This is a genomic window from Kineococcus sp. GCM10028916, assembly GCF_042674865.1.
Classification (GTDB): domain Bacteria; phylum Actinomycetota; class Actinomycetes; order Actinomycetales; family Kineococcaceae; genus Kineococcus.
Genome location: NZ_JBHTFM010000003.1, coordinates 301,046 through 322,238, shown reverse-complemented (window position 1 = coordinate 322,238; position 21,193 = coordinate 301,046). Strand labels below are relative to the sequence as shown.

Annotated in this window: 28 protein-coding genes and 1 riboswitch; of the genes, 8 read left to right on the top strand and 20 right to left on the bottom strand. The window is 73.5% G+C overall.

Annotated features, from left to right (window positions below):
- Positions 1–38: 38 nt before the first annotated feature.
- Positions 39–1,613: a CHAD domain-containing protein gene (locus ACFQ46_RS04100; protein ID WP_380257452.1), complete on the bottom strand. Its 1,575-nt coding sequence runs from the start codon at positions 1,611–1,613 to the stop codon at positions 39–41.
- Positions 1,614–1,661: 48 nt separating this feature from the next.
- Positions 1,662–2,306 (bottom strand): class I SAM-dependent methyltransferase, encoded by a 645-nt coding sequence (locus ACFQ46_RS04095; RefSeq protein WP_380257450.1) that lies wholly within the window; start codon positions 2,304–2,306, stop codon positions 1,662–1,664.
- A gap of 142 nt (positions 2,307–2,448) precedes the next feature.
- Here ACFQ46_RS04095 and ACFQ46_RS04090 point away from each other — a divergent pair, with 142 nt between their 5' ends.
- Positions 2,449–2,703: a hypothetical protein gene (locus ACFQ46_RS04090; RefSeq protein WP_380257448.1), complete on the top strand. Its 255-nt coding sequence runs from the start codon at positions 2,449–2,451 to the stop codon at positions 2,701–2,703.
- On the opposite strand, the gene ACFQ46_RS04085 is transcribed toward ACFQ46_RS04090, so the two are convergent.
- Genes ACFQ46_RS04085 through ACFQ46_RS04065 form a run of 5 tightly spaced genes read right to left on the bottom strand, consistent with a single transcriptional unit; the run spans position 2,670 to position 5,616 of the window.
- The gene (locus ACFQ46_RS04085) at positions 2,670–3,641 is read right to left on the bottom strand and encodes an amidoligase family protein (protein WP_380257446.1); all 972 of its coding nucleotides are present in this window, start codon (positions 3,639–3,641) and stop codon (positions 2,670–2,672) included. The genes ACFQ46_RS04090 and ACFQ46_RS04085 overlap by 34 nt on opposite strands.
- Position 3,642: 1 nt before the next feature.
- Positions 3,643–4,218: a hypothetical protein gene (locus ACFQ46_RS04080; protein ID WP_380257444.1), complete on the bottom strand. Its 576-nt coding sequence runs from the start codon at positions 4,216–4,218 to the stop codon at positions 3,643–3,645.
- A gap of 41 nt (positions 4,219–4,259) precedes the next feature.
- On the bottom strand, positions 4,260–4,706 hold the full coding sequence (locus ACFQ46_RS04075; RefSeq protein WP_380257442.1) for a hypothetical protein: 447 nt from the start codon (positions 4,704–4,706) through the stop codon (positions 4,260–4,262).
- Positions 4,691–5,197: a SigE family RNA polymerase sigma factor gene (locus ACFQ46_RS04070; protein ID WP_380257440.1), complete on the bottom strand. Its 507-nt coding sequence runs from the start codon at positions 5,195–5,197 to the stop codon at positions 4,691–4,693. Before ACFQ46_RS04070 ends, ACFQ46_RS04075 begins: the two co-directional genes overlap by 16 nt.
- A gap of 56 nt (positions 5,198–5,253) precedes the next feature.
- Positions 5,254–5,616 carry a cytoplasmic protein gene (locus ACFQ46_RS04065; protein ID WP_380257438.1) on the bottom strand — a complete coding sequence of 121 codons (363 nt, stop codon included), beginning with the start codon at positions 5,614–5,616 and terminating at the stop codon, positions 5,254–5,256.
- Between the two features lie 124 nt (positions 5,617–5,740).
- Here ACFQ46_RS04065 and ACFQ46_RS04060 point away from each other — a divergent pair, with 124 nt between their 5' ends.
- On the top strand, positions 5,741–5,983 hold the full coding sequence (locus ACFQ46_RS04060; RefSeq protein WP_380257436.1) for a DUF6458 family protein: 243 nt from the start codon (positions 5,741–5,743) through the stop codon (positions 5,981–5,983).
- A gap of 29 nt (positions 5,984–6,012) precedes the next feature.
- Positions 6,013–7,023: an alcohol dehydrogenase catalytic domain-containing protein gene (locus tag ACFQ46_RS04055; protein WP_380257434.1), complete on the top strand. Its 1,011-nt coding sequence runs from the start codon at positions 6,013–6,015 to the stop codon at positions 7,021–7,023.
- A gap of 18 nt (positions 7,024–7,041) precedes the next feature.
- Here ACFQ46_RS04055 and menC read toward each other — a convergent pair whose 3' ends face one another.
- The 10 genes from menC to ppk2 form a co-directional block, all read right to left on the bottom strand.
- Positions 7,042–8,160 (bottom strand): o-succinylbenzoate synthase, encoded by a 1,119-nt coding sequence (gene menC, locus ACFQ46_RS04050; protein ID WP_380257432.1) that lies wholly within the window; start codon positions 8,158–8,160, stop codon positions 7,042–7,044.
- A 37-nt stretch (positions 8,161–8,197) separates the two neighbouring features.
- The gene (locus tag ACFQ46_RS04045) at positions 8,198–8,833 is read right to left on the bottom strand and encodes a GNAT family N-acetyltransferase (protein WP_380257430.1); all 636 of its coding nucleotides are present in this window, start codon (positions 8,831–8,833) and stop codon (positions 8,198–8,200) included.
- Between the two features lie 110 nt (positions 8,834–8,943).
- Positions 8,944–10,257 carry a Na+/H+ antiporter NhaA gene (nhaA, locus tag ACFQ46_RS04040; RefSeq protein ID WP_380257428.1) on the bottom strand — a complete coding sequence of 438 codons (1,314 nt, stop codon included), beginning with the start codon at positions 10,255–10,257 and terminating at the stop codon, positions 8,944–8,946.
- Positions 10,258–10,342: 85 nt separating this feature from the next.
- Complete coding sequence (gene crcB / locus ACFQ46_RS04035; protein ID WP_380257426.1) at positions 10,343–10,705, bottom strand: fluoride efflux transporter CrcB; 363 nt, start codon at positions 10,703–10,705, stop codon at positions 10,343–10,345.
- Entirely contained in the window at positions 10,702–11,115 is a 414-nt protein-coding gene (locus ACFQ46_RS04030) for a fluoride efflux transporter FluC (protein ID WP_380257424.1), read from the bottom strand. The genes crcB and ACFQ46_RS04030 overlap by 4 nt, the downstream gene beginning before the upstream one ends.
- A complete protein-coding gene (locus ACFQ46_RS04025) occupies positions 11,112–11,456 on the bottom strand; it encodes a hypothetical protein (protein WP_380257422.1) in 345 nt (114 codons plus the stop codon). Before ACFQ46_RS04025 ends, ACFQ46_RS04030 begins: the two co-directional genes overlap by 4 nt.
- Positions 11,457–11,590: 134 nt before the next feature.
- Complete coding sequence (locus ACFQ46_RS04020) at positions 11,591–11,905, bottom strand: DUF3349 domain-containing protein (protein WP_380159249.1); 315 nt, start codon at positions 11,903–11,905, stop codon at positions 11,591–11,593.
- A gap of 10 nt (positions 11,906–11,915) precedes the next feature.
- Complete coding sequence (locus ACFQ46_RS04015) at positions 11,916–12,215, bottom strand: hypothetical protein (protein ID WP_380257420.1); 300 nt, start codon at positions 12,213–12,215, stop codon at positions 11,916–11,918.
- Positions 12,216–12,228: 13 nt separating this feature from the next.
- Complete coding sequence (locus tag ACFQ46_RS04010) at positions 12,229–13,446, bottom strand: anion permease (protein WP_380257418.1); 1,218 nt, start codon at positions 13,444–13,446, stop codon at positions 12,229–12,231.
- Between the two features lie 186 nt (positions 13,447–13,632).
- A complete protein-coding gene (gene ppk2 / locus ACFQ46_RS04005; RefSeq protein WP_380258413.1) occupies positions 13,633–14,490 on the bottom strand; it encodes a polyphosphate kinase 2 in 858 nt (285 codons plus the stop codon).
- 249 nt (positions 14,491–14,739) lie between these two features.
- On the opposite strand from ppk2, the gene ACFQ46_RS04000 reads away from it, so the two are divergent.
- Both ACFQ46_RS04000 and ACFQ46_RS03995 read left to right on the top strand, forming a co-directional pair.
- Positions 14,740–15,921 carry a hypothetical protein gene (locus ACFQ46_RS04000; protein WP_380257416.1) on the top strand — a complete coding sequence of 394 codons (1,182 nt, stop codon included), beginning with the start codon at positions 14,740–14,742 and terminating at the stop codon, positions 15,919–15,921.
- 69 nt (positions 15,922–15,990) lie between these two features.
- Positions 15,991–16,395 carry an acyl-CoA thioesterase gene (locus ACFQ46_RS03995; RefSeq protein WP_380257414.1) on the top strand — a complete coding sequence of 135 codons (405 nt, stop codon included), beginning with the start codon at positions 15,991–15,993 and terminating at the stop codon, positions 16,393–16,395.
- Between the two features lie 16 nt (positions 16,396–16,411).
- Here ACFQ46_RS03995 and ACFQ46_RS03990 read toward each other — a convergent pair whose 3' ends face one another.
- The gene (locus ACFQ46_RS03990) at positions 16,412–17,092 is read right to left on the bottom strand and encodes a GntR family transcriptional regulator (RefSeq protein ID WP_380257412.1); all 681 of its coding nucleotides are present in this window, start codon (positions 17,090–17,092) and stop codon (positions 16,412–16,414) included.
- Between the two features lie 29 nt (positions 17,093–17,121).
- On the opposite strand from ACFQ46_RS03990, the gene ACFQ46_RS03985 reads away from it, so the two are divergent.
- Complete coding sequence (locus ACFQ46_RS03985) at positions 17,122–18,309, top strand: MFS transporter (RefSeq protein WP_380257410.1); 1,188 nt, start codon at positions 17,122–17,124, stop codon at positions 18,307–18,309.
- 36 nt (positions 18,310–18,345) lie between these two features.
- Positions 18,346–18,885, top strand: coding sequence for an SRPBCC domain-containing protein (locus tag ACFQ46_RS03980; protein WP_380257408.1), 540 nt, complete (start codon positions 18,346–18,348; stop codon positions 18,883–18,885).
- 28 nt (positions 18,886–18,913) lie between these two features.
- On the opposite strand, the gene ACFQ46_RS03975 is transcribed toward ACFQ46_RS03980, so the two are convergent.
- Positions 18,914–19,228 (bottom strand): DMT family transporter, encoded by a 315-nt coding sequence (locus tag ACFQ46_RS03975; RefSeq protein WP_380257406.1) that lies wholly within the window; start codon positions 19,226–19,228, stop codon positions 18,914–18,916.
- A gap of 10 nt (positions 19,229–19,238) precedes the next feature.
- A riboswitch (guanidine-III (ykkC-III) riboswitch) is annotated at positions 19,239–19,305 on the bottom strand.
- A gap of 60 nt (positions 19,306–19,365) precedes the next feature.
- Here ACFQ46_RS03975 and ACFQ46_RS03970 point away from each other — a divergent pair.
- Positions 19,366–20,325: a DUF389 domain-containing protein gene (locus tag ACFQ46_RS03970; RefSeq protein WP_380257404.1), complete on the top strand. Its 960-nt coding sequence runs from the start codon at positions 19,366–19,368 to the stop codon at positions 20,323–20,325.
- Here the strand turns inward: ACFQ46_RS03970 and ACFQ46_RS03965 are convergent.
- Positions 20,297–21,133 (bottom strand): helix-turn-helix transcriptional regulator, encoded by an 837-nt coding sequence (locus tag ACFQ46_RS03965; RefSeq protein ID WP_328294081.1) that lies wholly within the window; start codon positions 21,131–21,133, stop codon positions 20,297–20,299. The genes ACFQ46_RS03970 and ACFQ46_RS03965 overlap by 29 nt on opposite strands.
- Positions 21,134–21,193: the final 60 nt, after the last annotated feature.

Sequence of the window (21,193 nt, the reverse complement as noted above, 5' to 3'; positions counted from 1 at the left end):
CCGGACCCCCGTCGTGGAGGGGGACCGGGGTGAACGCGTCACTTCATGAAGCGGCGGAGCTTCTTGCGGTTGGCGGCGTCCCAGGCGCTCTCGACGTCGTGGAACGCGACGGCGGAGCGGACCTCGTCGAGGGCGTGGAGGCGTCCGAGGACGAACGCGCCGGAGCCGAAGTCGTCGACGAGACCGGCGAGGAACTCGCGGGCGACGACGGTCTCGGCGTGCTCGTCGAGGACGTCGAGGAGTTCCTTGACGACGTCGACGTACTCCTCGGCCGGTTCCCCGACGTGGGGCGCGACGACGGCGGCCGCGTCGCGCGCGGCGGCGGCGGCGACCCGCAGGCGGGTGAGCGCCGCGGCGTCGTCGGCGGTGGCGTGGTCGACGTCGTGGTCGATCTCGCTGTGGTCGTCGAGGTCGACGTCGCGGTACGCGTCGCGCACCGCGCGGTGGGCCTCGGAGACCAGCGGCAGCAGGACCTTCCGGGCGTCGCGGCGGGCGGGCTTCACCGTCGGCGGGTCGGCGACGAACGCCTCGAGGGCGGCGACGAGGTCGCGGTAGCGCTGGGAGTCCAGCGCCTCGAGCACCGCGGCGTGGGCGGCGTCGGCCCGTTCGGTGAGGATCGCCCGGACGCGGTCGGCGACGACGGCGGGGTCACCGGTGCCGGTCCCGGCGACGTGGCCCGCGGCCTCCTCGTCGAGGTCCTCGAGCAGCTGCTCGGCGAGGACCTCGAGGTCGCGGGAGGGGCGGGTGACCTCGGTGATCCAGGCGAGGTCGGCGCGCAGCGCGTCGGTGGCGTCCTCGGCGAAGAGCGGGGCGAAGGTGCCGAGCACGTTGTGCAGGCGGCGGGCGGCCACCCGCAGCGAGCGGACGGCGTCGGGGGCGTCGATGCGGGCCAGGGGGTCCTGCGACAGCAGCCAGCCGACGTCCTGCGCGAGCCGGGCGAGGACGGCCGCGCCGGCGCTGTCGTCGACCGAGACGGCGTCGTCGCCCTCGTCGTCGTCCGGGCCGTCGAGGACGGTGCGCAGCTGCGCGGTGCGGTCGGACTCCTCGGCGCCGAGGGCCTCCCAGGCGTCGGTGATGGCGTCGAGCAGGTCGCGGCGACCGTCGACGACCTCGACCTGCCACTCCGACCAGGTCTGCGCGACGGCGTCCTCGGGCGCGAGCGCCCGGGCGGAGACGGCGCGCGTGGTGAGGCGGGCGACGACGAGGCCGTCGGCGTCGAGCAGGTCGCGCTGGTTCGCGCTGGTGGTCAGCGCCAGGACGGGACCGAGGGCGCGTCCACGGGCCGCGGCCCAGGTGAGGCGTTGCAGCGCAGCGGGTGCGGTGCGCACGGCCCGACCCAGGGCGTGGCGGACCTCGTGGGTGCGGGGTCCCCGGCCGGGCACCTCCAGGACCCAGCCGCGGGGCGCGGGGCTGGTGCGCTCGGCCGTCTGGCGCCGCACCGAGACGCCGGCCGCGGCCAGCGCGAGGTCGGCCGTGTCGTAGTGCGTCTCCTCGCTGACGACGTCGACGACGGGGCCGACGTCGGCGACGCCGGGCAGCTCACCGCCGCCGGGAGCCCGCTCGGAGCTCGGCGCGAGGTAGGTGCGGGTGAGGGCCAGGCGCGGGGACGGCATGGGCCAAGAATTACCACGCCAGGGTGAACGGACCCGCATTCCCGCAGGTCAGCTGCGGTCCAGGCGCAGGACACCGTCCGCTCCGACGAAGGTGCTGCCGTCCTCGAACGTGATCGTCCGTTCGGTCATGAGGTCGCGTCCGAGGCGCCACTCCCCCGGCAGCGCGAGCCGTTCGCGCAGTTCCGCGGGCGAGGGCAGGTCGATGACGACGCCGTCGTCGCGCCAGCGCTCGAGCTGGGCCGGCGGGACGGTGTGGTGACCGAGGACGAGCAGCGAACCCCCGGGGGCGACGGCCTGCGCCGCGCGGCGCAGCACGTCGATCCGGTCGAGGAAGGCGAAGGAGTGCAGGAAGGACGCCGTCACCAGGTCGAACTCCCCCGCGGGGAAGGTCCGACCGAGGTCGTGGCGTTCGAAGTGGGCCTCGACCCCGGCCTGCGCGGCGTGCGCGCGGGCCCGCTCGACCGCGGTGTCGGAGACGTCGACGCCGGTGACCCGCCAGCCGAGGCGGGCCAGGTGCAGGACGTCACCGCCCTCCCCGCAGCCGAGGTCCAGGGCGCTGCCCGGGGTGAGGTCGGCGACGGCGTCGACCAGCGCGGCGTTGGGTTCTCCGCTCCAGACGTGCCCGTGGCCGGAGGAGTACATGCCCTCCCAGAGTTCACGGGCGTCGCGGGCGGTGAGGTCGAAGTGCGGCATGGACCGATCGTCCGCGACCGGGCTCCCGCGGTCGAGCCTCCTTGCCGTTCCGGCAAGGACCCGCCCGGTGACCGTGTCGTGGGCGAGGGCGTGGCGAGCGTCACCTCGACGAGGTCGCCGATCACGCGTACACTAACGATTCATGCACGAAGCATCGTCGTCGGACCCGGTGCGGACCCCGCGTTCCCTGCAGCGCCCCCGGTCCCGGAACCGCCTCTTCGACCTCTTCCTCGACGCGGTCTTCAACTTCACCGGCCCAGCACAGGTGTCGCAGGAGGAGGGGCCGCAGCGCGGGCCGCGGACCCCGGAGGAGGCCAGCGCCGGCTTCGACGGCTGGGAACGCGTGACCCGCGGCGGCCACACCTACCTGGTCGAGCGCAACAACTCCACCAGCTGAACGAACCGCCCACCGATCGACGCCCCGTCGATCGCCCCGGGCAGGATCCGCACCTCGAGGACGTCGGGTCCCGGACGCACACCCAGCACCCGCGTCAGGTTCACGTCGCTGAACTTGCTCACGCCCGTGGCGGCCGCGGCGGTGCGCAGCGAACCCCAGTCCGGCCAGTCCCGTCGGACGAGTTCCACGAGTTCCGCGGGCAGCGGCGCGAGCCGGGTGCAGCGCGGGTTCGTCGCGAACAGCCCCCGGAGTTCCTCGCGACGTTCCCCGAACGTCGACACGACGTGGCGGAACCGCCCGACGTCCCGGAACGGTCCGGCGTCGAGGTTCACGTGGACGGCCGCCTCGGCCGGAACGGTGAAACCCAGGTCGCGGGCGGGTTCCAGCAGTTCCTCCAGACGCCGGACGTGGTCGTCCACCCACGGCGGGGTCACGACCTCGCAGGGACGCTCGCGCTCCCCCGGCAGCGGCGCCGCCAGCGCGATCGTCGCCCCCGCGGAGTCGTCGAGCCTGCGCACACCCCCGGCGTCCCGGACCCGCACGCCGAACAGTTCCGCGACGGGGTCCAGCACCGACCCGATCCCCTCCGCCGGGTCGGCGTGACGTTCCACGAGGCGCAGCAGCCGCGGGTCGTCGCTGAGGATCCGGTACCACCCGGGTTTCGAGGGCGCCCGGGCGTCGAGGTCGGCGACGATCGTCGTGTCGTCGACGAGGGAGCACACCGCCCCGCCCCCGGCGTCGAGGACGTCGAAGGCGGGGGTCAGGTGCCAGAACGTCGAAACCCCCGGCGCCGACGACGCCTCGGTGTCGACGTGGAACCTGCGACGCACCGATCCCCCTGCGCGGGAAGCGATCTCCTGCGCGAGGTCGAGCCTGCTCACCCCCGCGGGAGCGAGCAGCTCGACCTCGAAACCGGCGCGCGGCAGGCTCGTGCTCACGTCAGGGCGCGACCGGCAGGGTCTCGCCCGCGAGCAGCTTCCCGCCGCCCGTGACCTTCGCCTCCCACGGGTCCACGTTCCAGACGGTACCGAGGGCGACGGCGTCGGCGTAGGTGTACCCCGCCGCGAAGAACGCGTCGACGGCCGCCGACTCGTCGTCGCCGACCCCGACCCCGGTCCCCGGGTCGCTGGGAGCCGTCGGGGAACTGCCGGGGGCGATCGGCAGGGTCTCACCCGCGGTGAGCTTCTCGCCGCCGGTGACCTTCGCCTCCCACGGGTCCTGCGACCACTGCGCACCGAGGACGACGGCGTCGTCGTAGGTGTAGCCCGCCGCGAAGAACACCTCGCGCGAGGCCTGGTCCGCGTCGGTGCTCAGGTCGATGCTCTCGTCGGTGTTGGTGCCGGTCGCGGGAACCGCCGCCGGGGTGGAGGCGGGCGGCGGCGCGTCGGTGTCCGCGTCGGCGTAGGCCGTCCCGCCGGCGAGGGCGATGCCGCCCGCGACGATGGTCGCCGTGACGATCCGCGCCGCGCGCCGGTTCGCCGGGGTCCGGGTGATCCGGGTGTCGTTGTCGCTCATGCCCTGGAAGACGCCTCGCGGACCCGTCGCGTTGCCCCGGATCAGCGGGAGATCGGGAGGGCCTCGCCGTTCTCCAGGGCCTGCCCGCCGCGGATCTTGGCCTCGTAGGGGTCGGTGCCCCACAACCCCCCGAGTTCCACGGCGTCGTCGTAGGTGTACCCGGCGCCGAAGAACACGTCACGGGCGGCGCCCTCCTCCATCGTCAGGACGGGCGGATCCGTCGCCACCCCGAGCGGCGTCGAGGCGGCCGTGACCGGGCTGCCCGCCGGGGTCACCGGCTGCGGCGCCACCTGGCGCCCCGCCCACACCGCACCCCCCGCCACGACGACGGCCGCGGGCAACGTCACCAGCGCGCGCCGACGACGCAGCCGGCGGCGACCCCCCTCGCGCGTCCGCACGACGAGGTCGTCGCCCGCCCGGACGTCGCGGACCGACGCGTCGAGCTCGTGTCGCAGCCGGTCCTCCCAGCCGCTCAGCCCTTCGTCCACCGTGCGCCCACCCCCTCGTTCGACTCGTCCATCCGCTGCCGCAGTGCAGCCAGTCCCTTGGAGGCCTGGCTCTTGACCGTCCCGCGCGAGACGTCGAGCTGGTCCGCGATCTGCTCCTCCGACCAGTCCTCGAAGTAGCGCAGGACGATGACGGCGCGCTGCCGCGGCGGCAGGTTCCGCAGCGCCTCGACGACCCGGGACCGTTCGGCCCGTTCCGCGGCACCGTCGGCCACGGGGTCGTCGTGGTGGTCCTCGAAGACGACCTCGCGCGGTCGACGGGCGCGCGCCCGCCACCGGTCGGTGACCTTGCGGGCCAGCGCTGTGCGGGCGTAGGCGTGCGGGTCGTCGATCCGGCGCCAGCGCACGTACATCCGCTCCAGCACGTCCTGCAGCAGGTCCTCCGCGTGGCCGCGGTCGCCGGTCAGGAGCAGCGCGAAGCCGAGCAGCCGGTCGCTGCCGGTGCTCACGAACTCCTCGAACGAACCCCCCACACCTCTCCAGACGACGCAGCGCCCCGCGAGGTTGCCTCCGGCGGGCCCCGGTCCGGTCAGACGCGCGCGGCGGCGTCGCTGGGTCCGAGCGGGGGCGCCCCCTCGCGCGGGACGGGGGCGGGTTCCTTGAGCTCCACGAAGAGGCAGTGCGTCTCGGTGTCACCGGTGTTCTCGCCGGAGTGGCCCTGGGCGCCCAGCCACCGGACGGCCCCGCCGGGGAGCTCGACGTCGACCTGGCGGTCCCCGGCGCTCAAGCGGCGCCGGAACGAGCTGAGGGTGACCATGACGCTGTCGGGGTGCTCGTGGGGCACGGAGCGGTGACCCGGGACGTCGCGGTACTCCAGGACGCGGACGCGGTCGTTCTCGAAGACGACGGCGTAGGAATCGGGGTTGGTGTCGACCGGGTCCGTGCTGCCCACGGCGCGACGCTACGCCGACGGACCGGGCGGGACCAGGCCCGACGACGGTTCGCACGACCCCGGCCCCGGGGGTGGTCGCCTCCCCCGGGGTGCGCTTCGACGGCGGACGCGGGACGCTCGACGGATGCGCCTGGGAACCAGCATCTTCCTCCTCGCGGTCGGAGCGATCCTCGCCTTCGCCGTGCACGTCTCCTTCAGCGGAGTCGACCTCAAGACGGTCGGGGTGATCCTCATGGTCGTCGGGGTCCTCGGGATCGTCCTCGAGTTCGCGCTGTTCCGGCCCCGGACCCAGCGGACGACGAGCGTGACGAGCACCGACCCCACCCGCAACGCCACGACGCGCCGCACCGAGACCCGCGACCTCTGAGCGGGACGACCGACCCTGTCGGGGCGCCCGTGAGCACCTACGCCGTCCTGGACGTCACACCGGACGGAACGCTGGCCCCCTCGACCCGGCCCCTGGTCGACCCGGCCCCCGGGCAGGTCCGCCTGAGGGTCCAGGCGTGCGGCATCTGCCACACCGACGTGTTCACCGTGCAGCCGCACGCACCGCACGAACCCTCGCGCGTTCCGGGCCACGAGGTGGTCGGCGTCGTCGACGCCCTGGGCGACGGAGTCTCCGGCTGGTCCCTGGGCCAGCGGGTCGGCGTGGGGTACCTCGGTGGGCACTGCGGGGTGTGCGACGCCTGCCGCCGCGGGAACTTCGTCGCCTGCGCCGACCAGCCCCTCACCGGCTCGAGCGTCGACGGCGGCTACGCCGAGGTGGCCTACGCGCGGGCCAGCGGCCTGGTGGCGGTTCCCGACGAGCTGACCTCCGCCGAGGCCGCGCCCCTGCTGTGCGCCGGGTTCACCGTCTACAACGCGCTGCTCAAGGCCGGAGCGCGGGCCGGGGACCTCGTGGCGGTCCAGGGGATCGGCGGGCTCGGGCACCTCGGCCTCCAGTACGCCGCGCGCACGGGGTTGCGGGTCGTCGCGATCGCCAGGGGCCGGGCCAAGGAGGAGCAGGCGCGGTCCTTCGGGGCCCGGTACTACCTCGACGCGGTCGCCGACGACGTGGCGGCCGAACTCCAGCGGCTGGGCGGGGCCCGGGTCATCGTCGCCACCGCCGCGGCCGGTGATTCCACCTCGGCCCTGCTGGGAGGCCTGGCCCACGGCGGCCACCTGATGGTCGTCGGCGCCGGCGCCCAGCCCATCGCGGTCCCGGCGCTGAGCCTGATCTTCGGTGACGCCGTCCTCGAGGGTTCCCTCACCGGCCGCGCGATCGAGAACGAGGACAACCTCCGCTTCGCCGTCGACCAGGGGATCCGCGGGCTGATCGAGGAACGCCCGCTCGCCGGGGCGGCCGAGGCCTTCGAGCGGATGCGCTCCGGTCAGGCCCGCTTCCGGATGGTCCTCACCACCGGTTGATCCCCACCGGGCGGCGGCTCACGCGGTGAAACCCTCGGCCCGGACCCGGTTCTGCACCAGGAACTCCCGGTCCACCTCGACGCCCAGCCCGGGGAGGGTGGAGACCACCACCACCCCGTCGGCGGCGGTGACGGGCGTCGTCACGTCACGGGCGTAGTACTTCTCCGACGCCGACACGTCGGAGGGCATCGTGAAACCCGGGAGGCTGGAGAGCGCGACGTTCGCGGCGCGCCCCACCCCGAACTCGTGCATCCCCCCGACCCAGGCCGGCCAGCCGAACTCGACGGCGAGGTCGTGCGCCGCCAGCGCGGTGCTCAGACCGCCCATCCGCGACACCTTGACGTTCAGCACCCGCCCCGACCCCAGGGCCTGCGCGGTCCGCAGGTCGTCGACGGTGTCGATCGACTCGTCCAGGCAGACGGGCGTCTGGACCGAACGCTGGAACTCCGCCGACGTCGTGAACGCCCGCGGCGCGAACGGCTGCTCGATCATCGTCAGCCCGAACCCGTCCAGGGCCCGCAACGCCGCCAGGTGTTCCGGGGAGTCGGAGTAGGCGCCGTTGGCGTCGACGTGCAGCAGCAGGTCGTCGCCGAACGCGGCGCGCACGGCGCGGACCGGTTCGACGTCCCACCCGGGCTGGACCTTCAGCTTGACCCGCGGGTACCCGGACTCGACGTGGTGGTGGTGCACCTGCTCCAGCAGGTCGTCGATGGTCTTCTCGATGCCCAGCGAAACCCCCGCGACGACCGAGGACCGCGTTCCCCCGAGCGCCGCGGACAGCGGGACCCCCTGGCGGGCCGACCACAACGACCACGCCGCGACGTCCACCCCGGCCTTCGCGAACTGGTGTCCGCGCACCTTGGCGTAGGCGCTCGAGACCTCCGGGGCGGAGGAGACGGAACGTCCGACGACGGCGGGCAGCAGGTAGGTCGTCGCCACCAGCCAGCTCGTCGCGACGGTGTCGGGGGCGAAGAACGGGTCGCTGGGGCAGGCGATCTCACCCCACCCCGTGCGGCCGTCCTCGTCGGTGAGTTCCACCAGCAGGTGCTCGAGGAAGCTCTTGCGGTGCGAGCTGGTCTGGAACTCGTGGACCAGCGGCAGGCGCACCTGGTGCAGGTCGGCACGGACGATCTTCACGCTCGCTCCTCGGTGGTTCTCGTCAGGCAGGTGGTTCTCATGAGGGACGCCCGAAACCGTAGACCGACCCGCCGTGCTCGGCCCGGCCGCAGCTGACGGCCACGTACCCGGCGTCCAGCAGGGCGCGGAAACCCCTCCGCAGGTCGGCCCGGACCTCGGCCGTCACGGGACCGGAGGGGAGGTGGAGTTCCTCGACGACGGGCGCGGGAGGGGGCGGGCCGCGCAGGTCCCACTCGACGACCACCCGGTCCGTGCCGGGGCGGAAGTAGAAGTCGTCGACGAACCAGCGCGCCCGCGCGCCGAGGACGTCGAGGTTGAAGTGGGCGTTGCGGCCCAGCACCGGGTCGTAGGCCCAGCGCATCGTCGTCACCCCGCCCGTCCGGACGACGTCGGCCTGGGCCTGCTTGAGGCGCCGGCCGAGCCCCAGACCCTGGTGGTCGGGGGCGACGGCGGCGCTCTGGGAGTAGTGGTAGTCGCCGTCCGCGTCGTGGGCGTGCACGCCGTAGGCGAACGCGACCAGGCGCTCCCCCTCGACCAGGCCCACGGCGGAACCCCCGTTGCGCACCAGCGCCGAGAGCAGCCGCGGGTTGAGTTCCATCCCGGGTTCGCCGTGGCCCAGCACGTCGCGGTAGAGCGCGCACGCCTGGTCCTGCAGGTCCGCGGTGTCGAGCACCGCACTCCTCAGCACGGCCGGGATCCGTGGCGCATCCCTGCACGATCGCGGCGGCCGCGGGCGGACGTCAAGACGGGGCGGGTGTGATCCCGTCCACCCGCTCCCGGCGGTCAGCGTTCGTAGACGTCCGGGATGCCGTTCCCGTCGGCGTCGACACCCTCCTCGATCTCGATCCGGCGGTACACGCGGTTGCGGGTGGAGAGCACGACGGCCGCGAGGACCGCCGAGGCGGCCGACCCGACGAGCACCCCGAGCGTCACGTGCTCACCGGCTGCGGTGCCCTCCCCGAAGGCGAGCGACCCGATGAGCAGCGAGACCGTGAACCCCATCCCGGCCAGCATCGCCATGCCCAGGACGTCGATCCAGCGCAGGTTCTCGTCGAGCTCGGCCTTCGTCACCTTCGAGACGATCCAGGTGGTGGCGACGATGCCGATCGGTTTGCCCAGCACGAGGCCGGCGATCACGCCGAGGGCCACGGAGTCCTCCATCGCGGCGGCGAAACCCGAGGCGCCGCCGATGGCGACCCCGGCGGAGAACAGGGCGAAGACGGGGACGGCGAACCCCGTCGAGAGCGGTCGCCAGCGGTGCTCGAAGTGCTCGGAGAGGCCCGGCCCGGCGTCCGGGCCACCGTTCTTCTCGCTGCGCAGCACCGGGACCACGAGCCCCAGCAGGACCCCCGCGACCGTGGCGTGGATCCCCGAGGCGTGGACCAGGCCCCACGTCGCGAGGGCGAGGGGGACGAGCAGCCACCACGCCCGGACCCGGAGCTGCACCGCGACGGTGAAGGCCGCGAGCGTCACGAGGGCCAGCAGCAGCGGCAGCCAGTTCACCTGCTCGGTGTAGAAGACCGCGATGACGGTGATGCCCAGCAGGTCGTCCACGACCGCGAGGGTCAGCAGGAACGTCCGCAACCCCGACGGCAGGTGCGAGCCGACGACGGCCAGGATCCCGAGCGCGAACGCGATGTCGGTGGCGGTGGGGGTGGCCCAGCCGACCAGCGCCCCCTCGGGGGCGTCGGGGTGCAGCACGTTGACCAGCACGAACAGCAGGGCGGGCACGGCCATCCCGCCGAGCGCCGCCGCGATCGGCAGGGCCGCCGCGCGGGGGCTGCGCAGGTCGCCGGCGACGAACTCCTTCTTGAGTTCGAGGCCGGTGACGAAGAAGAAGATCGCCAGCAGGCCGTCGGCGGCCCAGTGCTCGATCGAGAGGTTCAGGTGCAGGGTCGCGGGCCCGAGGTGGAACTGCCGCACGTCCTCGTAGCTGCCGCCGGGGAGGTTCGCCCAGACCAGCGCGACGACGGTCAGCACCAGCAGCAGGACCCCGCCGGTGGTCTCCTTGCGCAGGACGTCGGTGAGACGGGTGCGTTCCTCCCAGGAACCGCGGGGGAAGAGGAGACGGCGAGCGGTGGAGGGCGGGGTGGGCACGGAGCGACCTGCTTCCGGGATCGATGAGGGGCGAGATCCCTGACGGGACCGCCGACCAGACTTCCCGGCACACCTGGGGTCGAGGTTACAGGAGGACGGCCAGTCCCCACCCGAAGGCGGCCGCGAGGACGGTGGTCGCCAGGGTCCCGAGGAGGTTCAGCGTCGCCGAGCGCACCGCCCCCCGCTGGGCGAGCCGGACGGTGTCGACCATCGCGGTGCTGAACGTCGTGAAGCCGCCGCAGAAGCCGACGCCGAGGACGAGGTGCCACCGCTCGTCCGCGCCGTCGAGGACGAGACCGGTGAGGAACCCGAGCAGGAACGAACCCAGGACGTTGACGAGCAGGATCGGCCACGGGAACTCCGAGGGACGCCGGGCGCGCAGTTCCCCGTCGAGGGCGAACCGCGCCGCGGCGCCGAGACCGCCGGCCAGGGCGAGGAGCAGGATCACCGGGTCCGCACCGCGCAGGCGAGGCCGAGCACGACGGCGACCAGGCCGCCGAGCAGGCTGACCGCGGCGTAGCCGAGGGCGGTCGCCGGGTGCCCCCCGCTGACCAGGCGGTCCAGTTCGACGGCGAAGCTCGAGAACGTCGTGAACCCGCCGCAGAACCCCGTCCCGAGCCCGAGGCGCCGGCGACGCAGCGCGGCGGTCTCCGGTCCCCGCCGCAGCAGGGACTCCAGCAGCAGGCCCAGCGCGAAGGACCCGAGGAGGTTCACCGTGAGCGTCGCGAGCGGCCACCCGGACACCACGGGGACGCCGGCCGAGACCGCCCAGCGGGCCAGGGTCCCCACCGCGCCGCCGGCGCCGACGAGCACGAGGAGCCGCGGATCACGGTGCGGCGGCGCCTCGGGCGTGCTCACGGACGGCAGCCTCGCACGTCGCGCAGGGCCGTCGTCCGCCGCCGCTGGAGGGGCAACGGGTGCTGGACCGCGCAGAGGTCGGCGGTCTCCCCGGCCAGCAGGTGCTCGCGCAGGAACGTCTGGACGCTGGCGCTCAGCGGATCGCCCGGGGCGGCGGTGTGCGGGTCGTCGAGCCCGTGCCGGGTGGCGGTGGCGGGGGCCAGCACCCGCCGCAGCGACGTCAGCAGCTTGCGGGAGTAGCTGCCCGTCCGGAGGCAGAAGAAGGCCTCCTCGGTGTCCTCGACGTCGAGCCCTTCGAACCAGTCGTTGAGCACGGTCCCGGTATCGCGCGTGGGGGTCACGGCGGGAGTGTGCCTGGGAGATCACGTCGGGGCAAACACCGGGTGCCCGCCCTGGGCCCGTCTGGGTGGGACCGTGCCGTGGGACGACGAACGCCGCACCCCCTCGAGGGGGTGCGGCGTCGGGGTGGAGTCGTTCAGTCGCGGGGGTGGTCCGCGAGCGGCCAGCCACCGGCGGCCAGGTGCGAGGACACCCGGGCGACGTCGGCGGTCGCCGGTTCGTCGAGGGTGGCCTCGTTGATGAGGCGTTCCACGTCGGAGACCGTGATGACCTCACCCTGACGGGCGAGACCGACGATCTCGGCGGCGATGGAGTGGACCTCCTCGTCGGTGAGCTTGCGGCGCAGCAGGCCGAGCAGGGCCACGTAGTCCTGGCGCGGGACGCCGCCCGGGTACCCGGCGCGCAGCCAGTCGACGACGCGGGTCGCGAGGTTCGTGGAGCTGGAGGTCATGGCTGTCCCCTCACTTGTCGACGATGGTCGGGACGACGTGCTCGAAGCTGAGCGCCTTGCCGAACCCGCTGGCCACGATGAACGTGATGCCGAGCGCGACGGCCAGGACGACGATCGCGAAGCAGACGACCGCGAGGACCTTCCCGACCGGGTGCCCCGGTGCGTGGCTGGTCTCGGCCGAGCCGCCGGCCCCGTAGGCCAGCGAGCGCACACCGGCGGAGAAGAGCACCGGCAGGCCGGCGCCCAGGACGAGGGCGACGAGGAGGATCTTCCACAGCGCGTCGCCGACGAGGGTCAGGTTCTGGACCATGTCGTTCTTCCCCTCAGACCGCGGCGGGGGTGCGGTCGGCACCCTCGCTCGCTTCCCACTCGTCGTTGACGTTGCCGGCGTGCACCGGGTTCTTGCGCGAGTGGCGCATCACGACGAGCGTGAAGGCGACCAGGATCGCGGTGATGACGATCGCGCCGACGGCGCCGCCGCCCAGCGCGTGGCCGATCCACCACATCAGGGCCCCGACGATCCCGGCGGCCGGGATGGTCGTCACCCAGGCGATGACCATGCGGCCGGCGACCCGCCAGCGCACGACGGCACCGGGCTTGCCGAGGCCGGCGCCGAGCACCGAACCGGTCGTCACGTGGGTGGTGGAGAGCGCGAAGCCCAGGTGGCTGGAGATCAGGATGACCGCGCCGGACGCGGTCTCGGCGGTCATGCCCTGCGGCGGGGTGATCTCGATGAGGCCCTTGCCGAGGGTGCGGATGATCCGCCAGCCGCCGAGGTAGGTCCCGGAGGCGATGGCGAGGGCGCAGGCGACCTTGACCCAGAACGGGATGGACTCGGTGCTGGACCAGTGCCCGGAGGCGATCAGCCCGAGGGTGATGACGCCCATGGTCTTCTGCGCGTCGTTCGTGCCGTGCGCCAGCGACACCAGCGAGGCGGAGCCGATCTGGCCCCAGCGGAACCCCTGGTCGGTGAAGCGCTGGGCGACGCCCGAGATGACCTTGTGGACGACGAAGGTGCCGACGGTCGCGACGATCGCGGCCAGGATCGGCGACGCGACCGCGGGGATGATGACCTTGCCCACGACGCCGTCGATCTTGGTGCCGTCGCCGTTCCAGTTCACGCCCGCCCAGCCGAGGCCGGCGACGGTCGCGCCGATCAGACCGCCGAAGAGGGCGTGCGAGGAGCTGGACGGCAGACCGATCAGCCAGGTCAGCAGGTTCCAGGCGATCGCGCCGACGAGGCCGGCGAGGACGATCAGCAGGAGCGCCGAGCCCCCGCCGTCGAGCAGTTCGGGTTTGGGGGCACCGCTCTTGTCCTGGATCTTGACGACCGCGTTCGAGACGGTGAGGGCGACCTCGACGGACAGGAACGCCCCGACGAGGTTGAGGATGCCGGAGAGGCCCACGGCCACCTTGGGTGGCAGAGCTCCGGTGGCGATGGACGTGGCCATCGCGTTGGCCGTGTCGTGGAAGCCGTTGGTGAAGTCGAAGGTGAGCGCCACCACGACGACCAGCACGAGGATGAGCGTTGCTGTCTCCACGGTGGAAAGGCTGCCCCTCCGCAGTACCCGCGAGAAGCCACTTCAGCCCTCCGGCGGGAGAGTTCACGCGGCGTTCATCCCGCGTCGGGAACCCGGCCTTCCGGCGGGACGGAGGGTCACGGCAACCGCACCCGTGGTGGTCGTGGTGACCCCGCGGGCGCGGCCCCGTGGACCGCTCCGGTGGCCTCAGGCGGCGGGGCGGCGGTCCGTCTCGAGGATCGTCCGCGCGTGCACGACGAGCAGCGGGTCCGGCCCGCCGACGACCTCGGCGTCCTTGTCGTCGTAGTCGAACATCGCCAGCACGTGGCGCATGGCGGCGAGGCGGGCACGCTTCTTGTCGTTGGTCTTCACCACCGTCCACGGGGCGAAGTCGGTGTCCGTGGTGGAGAACATCGCCTCCTTGGCCGCGGTGTAGTCGTCCCAGCGGTCCAGGCTCGCGAGGTCCATCGGCGACAGCTTCCACTGGCGGACCGGGTCGATCTGGCGGATGAGGAAGCGGGTGCGCTGCTCGGCCCGGGTCACCGAGAACCAGAACTTCACCAGGTGGATCCCGTCGTCGACGAGCATCCGCTCGAACAGCGGGGCCTGGGTCACGAACCGGTCGTACTCCGCGGCCGAGGCGAACCCCATGACCCGCTCGACCCCGGCGCGGTTGTACCAGGAGCGGTCGAACAGGACGAACTCCCCGGCGGCCGGCAGGTGCTGGACGTAGCGCTGGAAGTACCACTGGGTGGACTCGCGCTCGCTCGGCCTCTCGAGCGCCACGACGCGGGCCCCGCGCGGGTTGAGGTGCTCCATGAAGCGCTTGATGGTGCCGCCCTTGCCCGCGGCGTCACGTCCCTCGCAGAGCACCACGATGCGCTCGCCGGACTCCTTAAGCCAGCGCTGGAGCTTGAGCAGCTCGATCTGGAGCAACCGCTTCTCGGCGTCGTACTCGGGGCGGCCGAGGCGCTCGTCGTAGGGGTAGTCCTCGCGCCAGGTGTCCACGACGCTGCCGTCGGGCGTCAGCAGCTCCGGCTCGTCCTCGTCGTCACGAACGGTCATGCCGAGGTCAGGGGTCAGGTGCACGCCGGCATGCAACCCCGGGCCGCCCCGCGCCGGCCGACGGCCCGGTGATCGGGCGGTGAACTCACGGCGAACAGGTCGCGTCGGACGCCCCGGGTAGCCTCCCGGCGCTCCGTTGCAAGACGTCACCCGTTCGCCAGCACCCCACCGGCGCAGCCAGTGCTCTCAAGCCCGGCCCGATGTCCAAGGGGAACGACGAACCACCCCTCACCCCCCGGAGGATCCCCCGTGTCTCAGCCCGTCACCACCCCCACCCCTCGCCGCCCCCGCCGCTCCCGCGCCCTGCTGGCCACCGCCGCCGTCCTGGCCGCGCTGGCCGCGGGCGCCGGTGTCGCGCCGGCCGCCCAGGCCTCCGTCGCGCCCGTGATGAACTACGGCGGCACCACCGTCAACAACGCCCGCATCCCGGCCACGGACGTCGAGATCGAGCTCGTCACCCCCGTGGCCTTCGACCGCGGCACCTACTTCGTCGGCACCACCCCGGTCGGGACCCTCGGCGCCGGCACCGCGGCCGACGGCACCTACCGGGCCCGCACCACCGTGGACCTCGGCGGCCGCAGCGGCTCGATCACGCTCGTCGCGAAGCTCTACAAGGGCAAGTACCTCGCCCAGACCGTGTTCAAGGTCCTGCGCGTGGTGCCGGCGACGCGGACGGCCATCCCGGCCGGCTGGCCGAACGCCGCCTCCACCGGCGTCCCCGCCGGCACCACCCTCACCCGCACCGGTGACGTGGTGGTCACCGAGCCCGGCACGGTCCTCAGCGGCCTCGACATGGGCTGCCTCACCGTCCGCGCCGCCCACGTCGTGGTGCGCGGGTCCCGCGTCACCTGCACCGACGGCCGCCAGCTGGCGGTGGCGCTGACCGACGCCGAGGGCTTCGTCATGGAGGACTCCGAGATCGACGGCGGCGACGGCGGCACCGAGAACGCCATCGGCTGGAGCGACTACACCCTGCGCCGCGTCGAGGTGCGCGGCACCCAGGACGGCCCGCGCCTGGGCTACGACGTGACCGTGGTCGACAGCTGGATCCACGCCCTGGTGCGCCACGACGGCGTCCACACCGACGCCCTGCAGTCCACCAGCGGTGAGCGGATCCTCGTGCGTCACAACACCCTGGACCCGCGGACCGCGGGCGACGACGACTTCCTGAACTCCGCGGTGCAGCTGGGCACCGAGACGGGGACCAAGCGGCTGCGCGACGTCGTGTTCGAGAAGAACTACTTCGACGGCGGCACGTTCTCCGTCAACGTGAAGTGCAGCGCGAACATCGACTCCAGCGTCGTCTTCCGCGACAACCGCTTCGGCCACGGCAGCAAGTACGGCGGCGTCATCGCCCCCGGCCGGCTGCGCGTCAGCGGCAACACCTACGTCGACACCGGCGCCCGGGTGGCGGTCGAACCGGCCTGCTGACACCGGTGGCGGGGCCGTGCGCGGCCCCGCTACCGTGCCGTCATGTCAGGACAAATGGACACAGATCGGGTGAACTTCCGCACGCGGAAGTGGGTCCGCCCCGAGGACCTCAACGCCAACGGCACCCTCTTCGGGGGCAGCCTGCTGCGCTGGATCGACGAGGAGGCCGCGATCTACGCGATCCTCCAGCTCGGCAACGGCAAGGTCGTCACGAAGTACATCTCCGAGATCAACTTCGTCTCCTCCGCGCAGCAGGGTGATCTCGTGGAGATGGGCCTGCGCGCGACGGACTTCGGCCGGACGTCGCTCACGATGCGCGCGGAGGTCCGCAACATGATCACCCGGCAGAGCATCCTGACCATCGAGAAGATCGTGTTCGTGAACCTCGGCGCCGACGGACTGCCTGCGCCGCACGGCTACTCGACGATCACCTACGACCGGGACCGGATCCCCAGCAGCATGCGGCCCGACTGAGGACGCTCACCGCCGGTCACAGCGCGGGCGGCGCCGTCGAACTCTCGACGATCGAGAAACCCCGCCCGCGCAACCGGCGCCGCTCCTGCGCCAGGTGGGTGAGCAACCGCTCCGCCGTCCCCCGGCTGTGGGCGCGGAGGAGCTCCGCGGCCCGGTCGGCGTCGCGGGCCTCGACGGCGTCGAGGATCCCCCGGTGCTCGGTCCGGGCCTGTTCGCGCGACGCCGCGGTCCGCACCTCCAGCCAGCGGGTGCGGGCCAGCCGGGTCAGCGCGCCGGTGAGGGCATCGACCAGGAAGGGGTTGCGGGACAACCGCACCAGTGCGAGGTGGAAGTCACTGCCGCCCCGCAGGCCGCTCTCCTCGTCGTCGGCCACGGGTTCCGCCTCGAGGAGCGCCCGCACCGCGGCGAGTTCAGCGGGCGTGGCGCGTTCGACGGCGAGGGCCAGCGCTCCGGTCTCGACGACCTCGCGGTGCTCGGTGACGGCCCGGACCTCGGCGAGGTCGATGGGTGCGACCCGCCAGCCGCGGCCCACCCGCCCGGTCAGGCCCTCGTTCTCGAGCCGGACCAGGGCGGCGCGGATGGGCGTGCGGGACGCGCCGAGGAACTCCTCGAGACCGCGTTCGCTGAGCTTCTCGCCGGGCACGAACTCGAACCCCAGGACGGCGGCCCGCAGGGTCTCGTAGGGACCGTCCGACACGTCGCCTCCTCGTGGGATACCGTTTTGGTATGCCACCAACGTACACCGCAGCGCCCCGCGTTCCCGCGGCCGCGTGGCGGATGCTCACCCTCGGGATCGCGGCGCAGGCGGCCGGGACCCTCCTCGTGAGCACGCCGGTGTACCTCATCCCCCTGCTCCACCTGCAGCGCGGGTTGCCGCTGGCGCAGGCCGGGACCCTGGCCGCCGCGCCGACCCTGGGCATGGTCCTGACCCTGGTCGCGTGGGGCGCGCTGGCCGACCGGGTCGGGGAACGCTGGGTGATCGCCGGCGGCCTGGCCCTCACCGCGGTGTGCGCCGCGGTCGCCGCGAGCACGTCCGGTCTCCCCCTGGGCCTCGCCCTGGGGTTCGGCGGAGCCGCCGCGGCCAGCACGAACGCCGCCAGCGGACGCGTCGTCGTCGGCTGGTTCCCGCGCGAACGTCGCGGCCTCGCGATGGGTCTGCGGCAGATGTCCCAGCCCCTGGGGATGGCCGTGGCGGCGCTCGTCGTGCCGCCGCTGGCGGGTTCCGCGGGGATCGGCGCCCCGCTGCTGCTCGGTGCCGGGGTCCTGGCCGTGCTGGCGGTCGCGTGCGCGGCCGGGATCCGCAACCCGCCGCGCGCAGCGCTGACCGACGCCGCCTCGGAGAACCCCTACCGCCGCGACCACTTCCTGCTGCGGATCCACCTGGTGTCCGTCCTGCTCGTCCTGCCGCAGTTCACCCTGTCGACCTTCGGCCTGGTGTGGCTCACCGTCGGGCTGGGCTGGGACCAGACGCTCGCCGGGGTCGTGGTCGGAGGGGCGCAGTTCGTCGGCGCGCTGGGCCGCATCGTCGTCGGGGTCCTCAGCGACCGGGTGGGCAGCCGGGTCCGCGTCCTGCGCTGGGTCGCGGTGTCCGGCGTCCTCGTCCTGGCCCTGCTGGCCGCCGTCGGGTACGCGCACTGGCCGGTGGCGATCGCCGCGGTGCTCGTGGTGGCCTCGACGGTCAGCGTCGCGGACAACGGTCTCGCGTTCACCTCCGTCGCCGAGGCCGCCGGACCGCGCTGGTCCGGCAAGGCCCTCGGGCTGCAGAACACCGGGCAGTTCCTCGCCGCCTCCGCCGTCGGGCCGGGGGTCGGCGCGCTGGTCACCGCCGTCGGGTACCCCTCGACGATGGCGCTCGTCGCCCTCGCCCCGCTGGCGGCGTTGCCCCTCGTCCCGCGCCGCGACGAGCACCGGTAGCGGACCGCGGACGACGCCGTGCGCGAGGATGGTGGCGTGAGCATCGAACCGATCGGCGACGCGATCCTGCACGGCGGAGACCGCGCCACCCTGCGCCTGGCCCGCGACTACGACCACCCGGTCGCCGCGCTGTGGACCGCCCTGACCGTCCCGGCCCTGACCCGGCTGTGGTGGGCCGACCTGCGGACCGACCTGCAGGTCGGTGGCGAGTTCTCGCTGGAGTGGCTGACGGGCCCGCCCGGTGAGCTCGAGTGGTGGCCGGGCGAGATCGTCGACATGGACGCCCCGAACCTGCTGGAGCACACGAACTCCGAGCACGGCCGGCTGCGGTGGGAACTGGAACCCCTCGACGTCGGTGCCCTCCGGGCCCGCACCCGGTTGCGCCTGACGAACATCGTCGAGGGCGACGACGAGTGGGTGCCGATGTCGCTGGCCGCCTGGCACCTGCACCTCGACCAGCTCGCGATCGCGCTCGACGGCGGGAGCGTCGACTGGGCCGCCTGGGGCACCGCGAACAACCTGCGCCTGCGCGAACTGCGGGCCGCCTACGCCGCCCACCTCCCGCACCTCGACTGAACCCGCCTCGGCTGACGACCGGCGGGGGTCAGTGCAGGAGTTTCAGACCGATCACGCAGCCGACGATGCCCAGCAGCAGCGCCACCTTCACCAGCGACGCGGCCTCGGCCCCGGTCGCCATCGCGTAGCCGACGGTCAGCGCGGCGCCGATCCCGACCCAGACGGCGTAGGCCGTCCCGGTGGGGATGGAGCGCATCGCGAACGCCAGACCGGCCGTGCTGACGAGCAGCGCGACGGCGAACACGAGGGTCGGTGCGAGGCGGGAGAACCCGGCCGAGCGGCCCAGGGCGGTGGCCCAGACCGCTTCCAGCACACCGGAGACGACGAGCACGATCCAGGACACGAGAACCTCACGTCCGCCGTCTTGTCGCGTGACCGGGTACGGCGGGCTCGTCCGGGCGCCCGGGTGACGGGCGCTGCTCCGAGGTTCTCCCACCCGGTCTCCGGGGTCAAGCCGGGCACCTGCGGCAGCATGGCGGGGTGAGCGTCCTCCACCTGCGGCTGATCTGCCCGCCGGCCACCACATCCGCGGCCCTCGAGGTCCTGCGCGCCGACGCGGGGGTGACCAACGTCGTCCGGCACGTCGGCGCCTGCCTGCTCCCACCCGGTGACCTGCTGGAGGCCGACGTCGCCCGCGAGGCGGTGGACGCCGTGGTCGACGGGTTGCAGGCGCTGGGCCTGGAGGAGTCCGGGTCGATCGTGCTCGAGACCGTCGACACGGCCCTCGGCCGCCGCATCCAGGAGGCCGAGGAGGCGGCGCCCGGCGCGGGTGACGACGCCCTCATCTGGGAGCAGGTCGAGAACGCCGCCGACGGCGGGGCCACCGGCTCCGCCTCGTACTACGCGTTCCTGGTGCTCGCCACGCTGATCGCCGCGGTCGGCCTGCTGACCGATTCGCAGGTGCTCATCGTCGGGGCGATGGTCCTCGGTCCGGAGTTCGGCCCGCTCGCGGCCCTGGCCGTGGCGATCGTGCGGCGCCGTCGGGACCTCGTCGCGGGTCCGGTGCGGGCCCTCGCGCTGGGTTTCCCGCTGGCCGTGGTGGTCACGGCGGCCGCGGTGTTCGTGCTCGGACTCGTCGGGCTGGTGCCGCAGGAGTTCCTCGACGGGCGCCGGCCGCTCACGTCGTTCGTCGCCTCCCCGGACGCGTTCAGCGTCATCGTCGCCGTGCTGGCGGGGATCGCGGGGACCCTGTCCCTGACGTCGGCGAAGGCGGGACCGCTGGTGGGGGTGTTCATCAGCGTGACGACGGTTCCCGCCGCGGCCGACTTCGCCGCGGGCGTCGTGACCGGTCAGTACGGGACGGCGCTCGGCGCGCTGGGGCAACTCGTGCTGAACCTCGCCTGCATCCTGCTGGCCGCGGTGGTGACGCTGCGGGTGCAGCACCACCTGTGGCTGCGGGTCCGCCGGGGGGTCACCGGGCGAACTGCTGCGTCCCGATGACCTGCAGCAGGTCGAGCTTCTCCTGCGCCTCCGTGCCGGGGACGCCGGTGAACACCAGCAGGGCCTGCGCACGGTTCTCGGTCCACAGGCTCTGGCAGTCGACCTCGAGGACCCCCAGCTGCGGGTGGACGAGACGTTTCCGGGTTCCCGTCTTCTCCTCCACCTCGTGGCGTTCCCAGACCTCGCGGAACTCCGCGCTGCGCCGCAGGAGGTCCTCGAGGACCTCGCGCGCCCGGGCGTCCGACGACAGGGACAACGCCGCCCTCAACCCGGCGGCCTGCAGCCGGGTCTGCCGTTCGTGGTCGTCCTCCGGGTAGTGCGTGCGTTCCTCCGGATCCGTGAACCACCGGTGGAACTGGCTGCGCGCCGGTCCTGCGTGGTGGCGCTGGTCGCCGAGGAGGGCGATGGCGAGCCGGTTCTGCACCAGGGTCTCGGCCAGGTCGGAGACGATCATCGCCGGGGTGTCGTCGAGGCGGTCCAGCACCCGCATCAACCCGGGGGCGATGTGCTCCTCGCGGCGCAACCGCACGGGCGGCCGGTGCCCGGCGAGGCGGAACAGGTGGTCGCGCTCGTCGAGGTCGAAGCGCAGCGCCCGGGCGATCGCGGCCACCACCTGGTCCGAGGGCTGCGGGCCGCGCTGCTGCTCGATGCGGGCGTAGTAGTCGGTGGACATGCCGGCCAACGCGGCGACCTCCTCCCGCCGCAACCCCGGCGCGCGGCGCCGGACACCGGGCGGCAGTCCGACCTCGCCGGGTCGCAGCGCCTCGCGGCGGCGGCGCAGGAAGTCGGCGAGTCCGGGTCGGTCCACACCACCATCCTCGCTCCGCGGCCGCGGCTCAGCCAGGGACCGCCGATCCCTGGATGACCG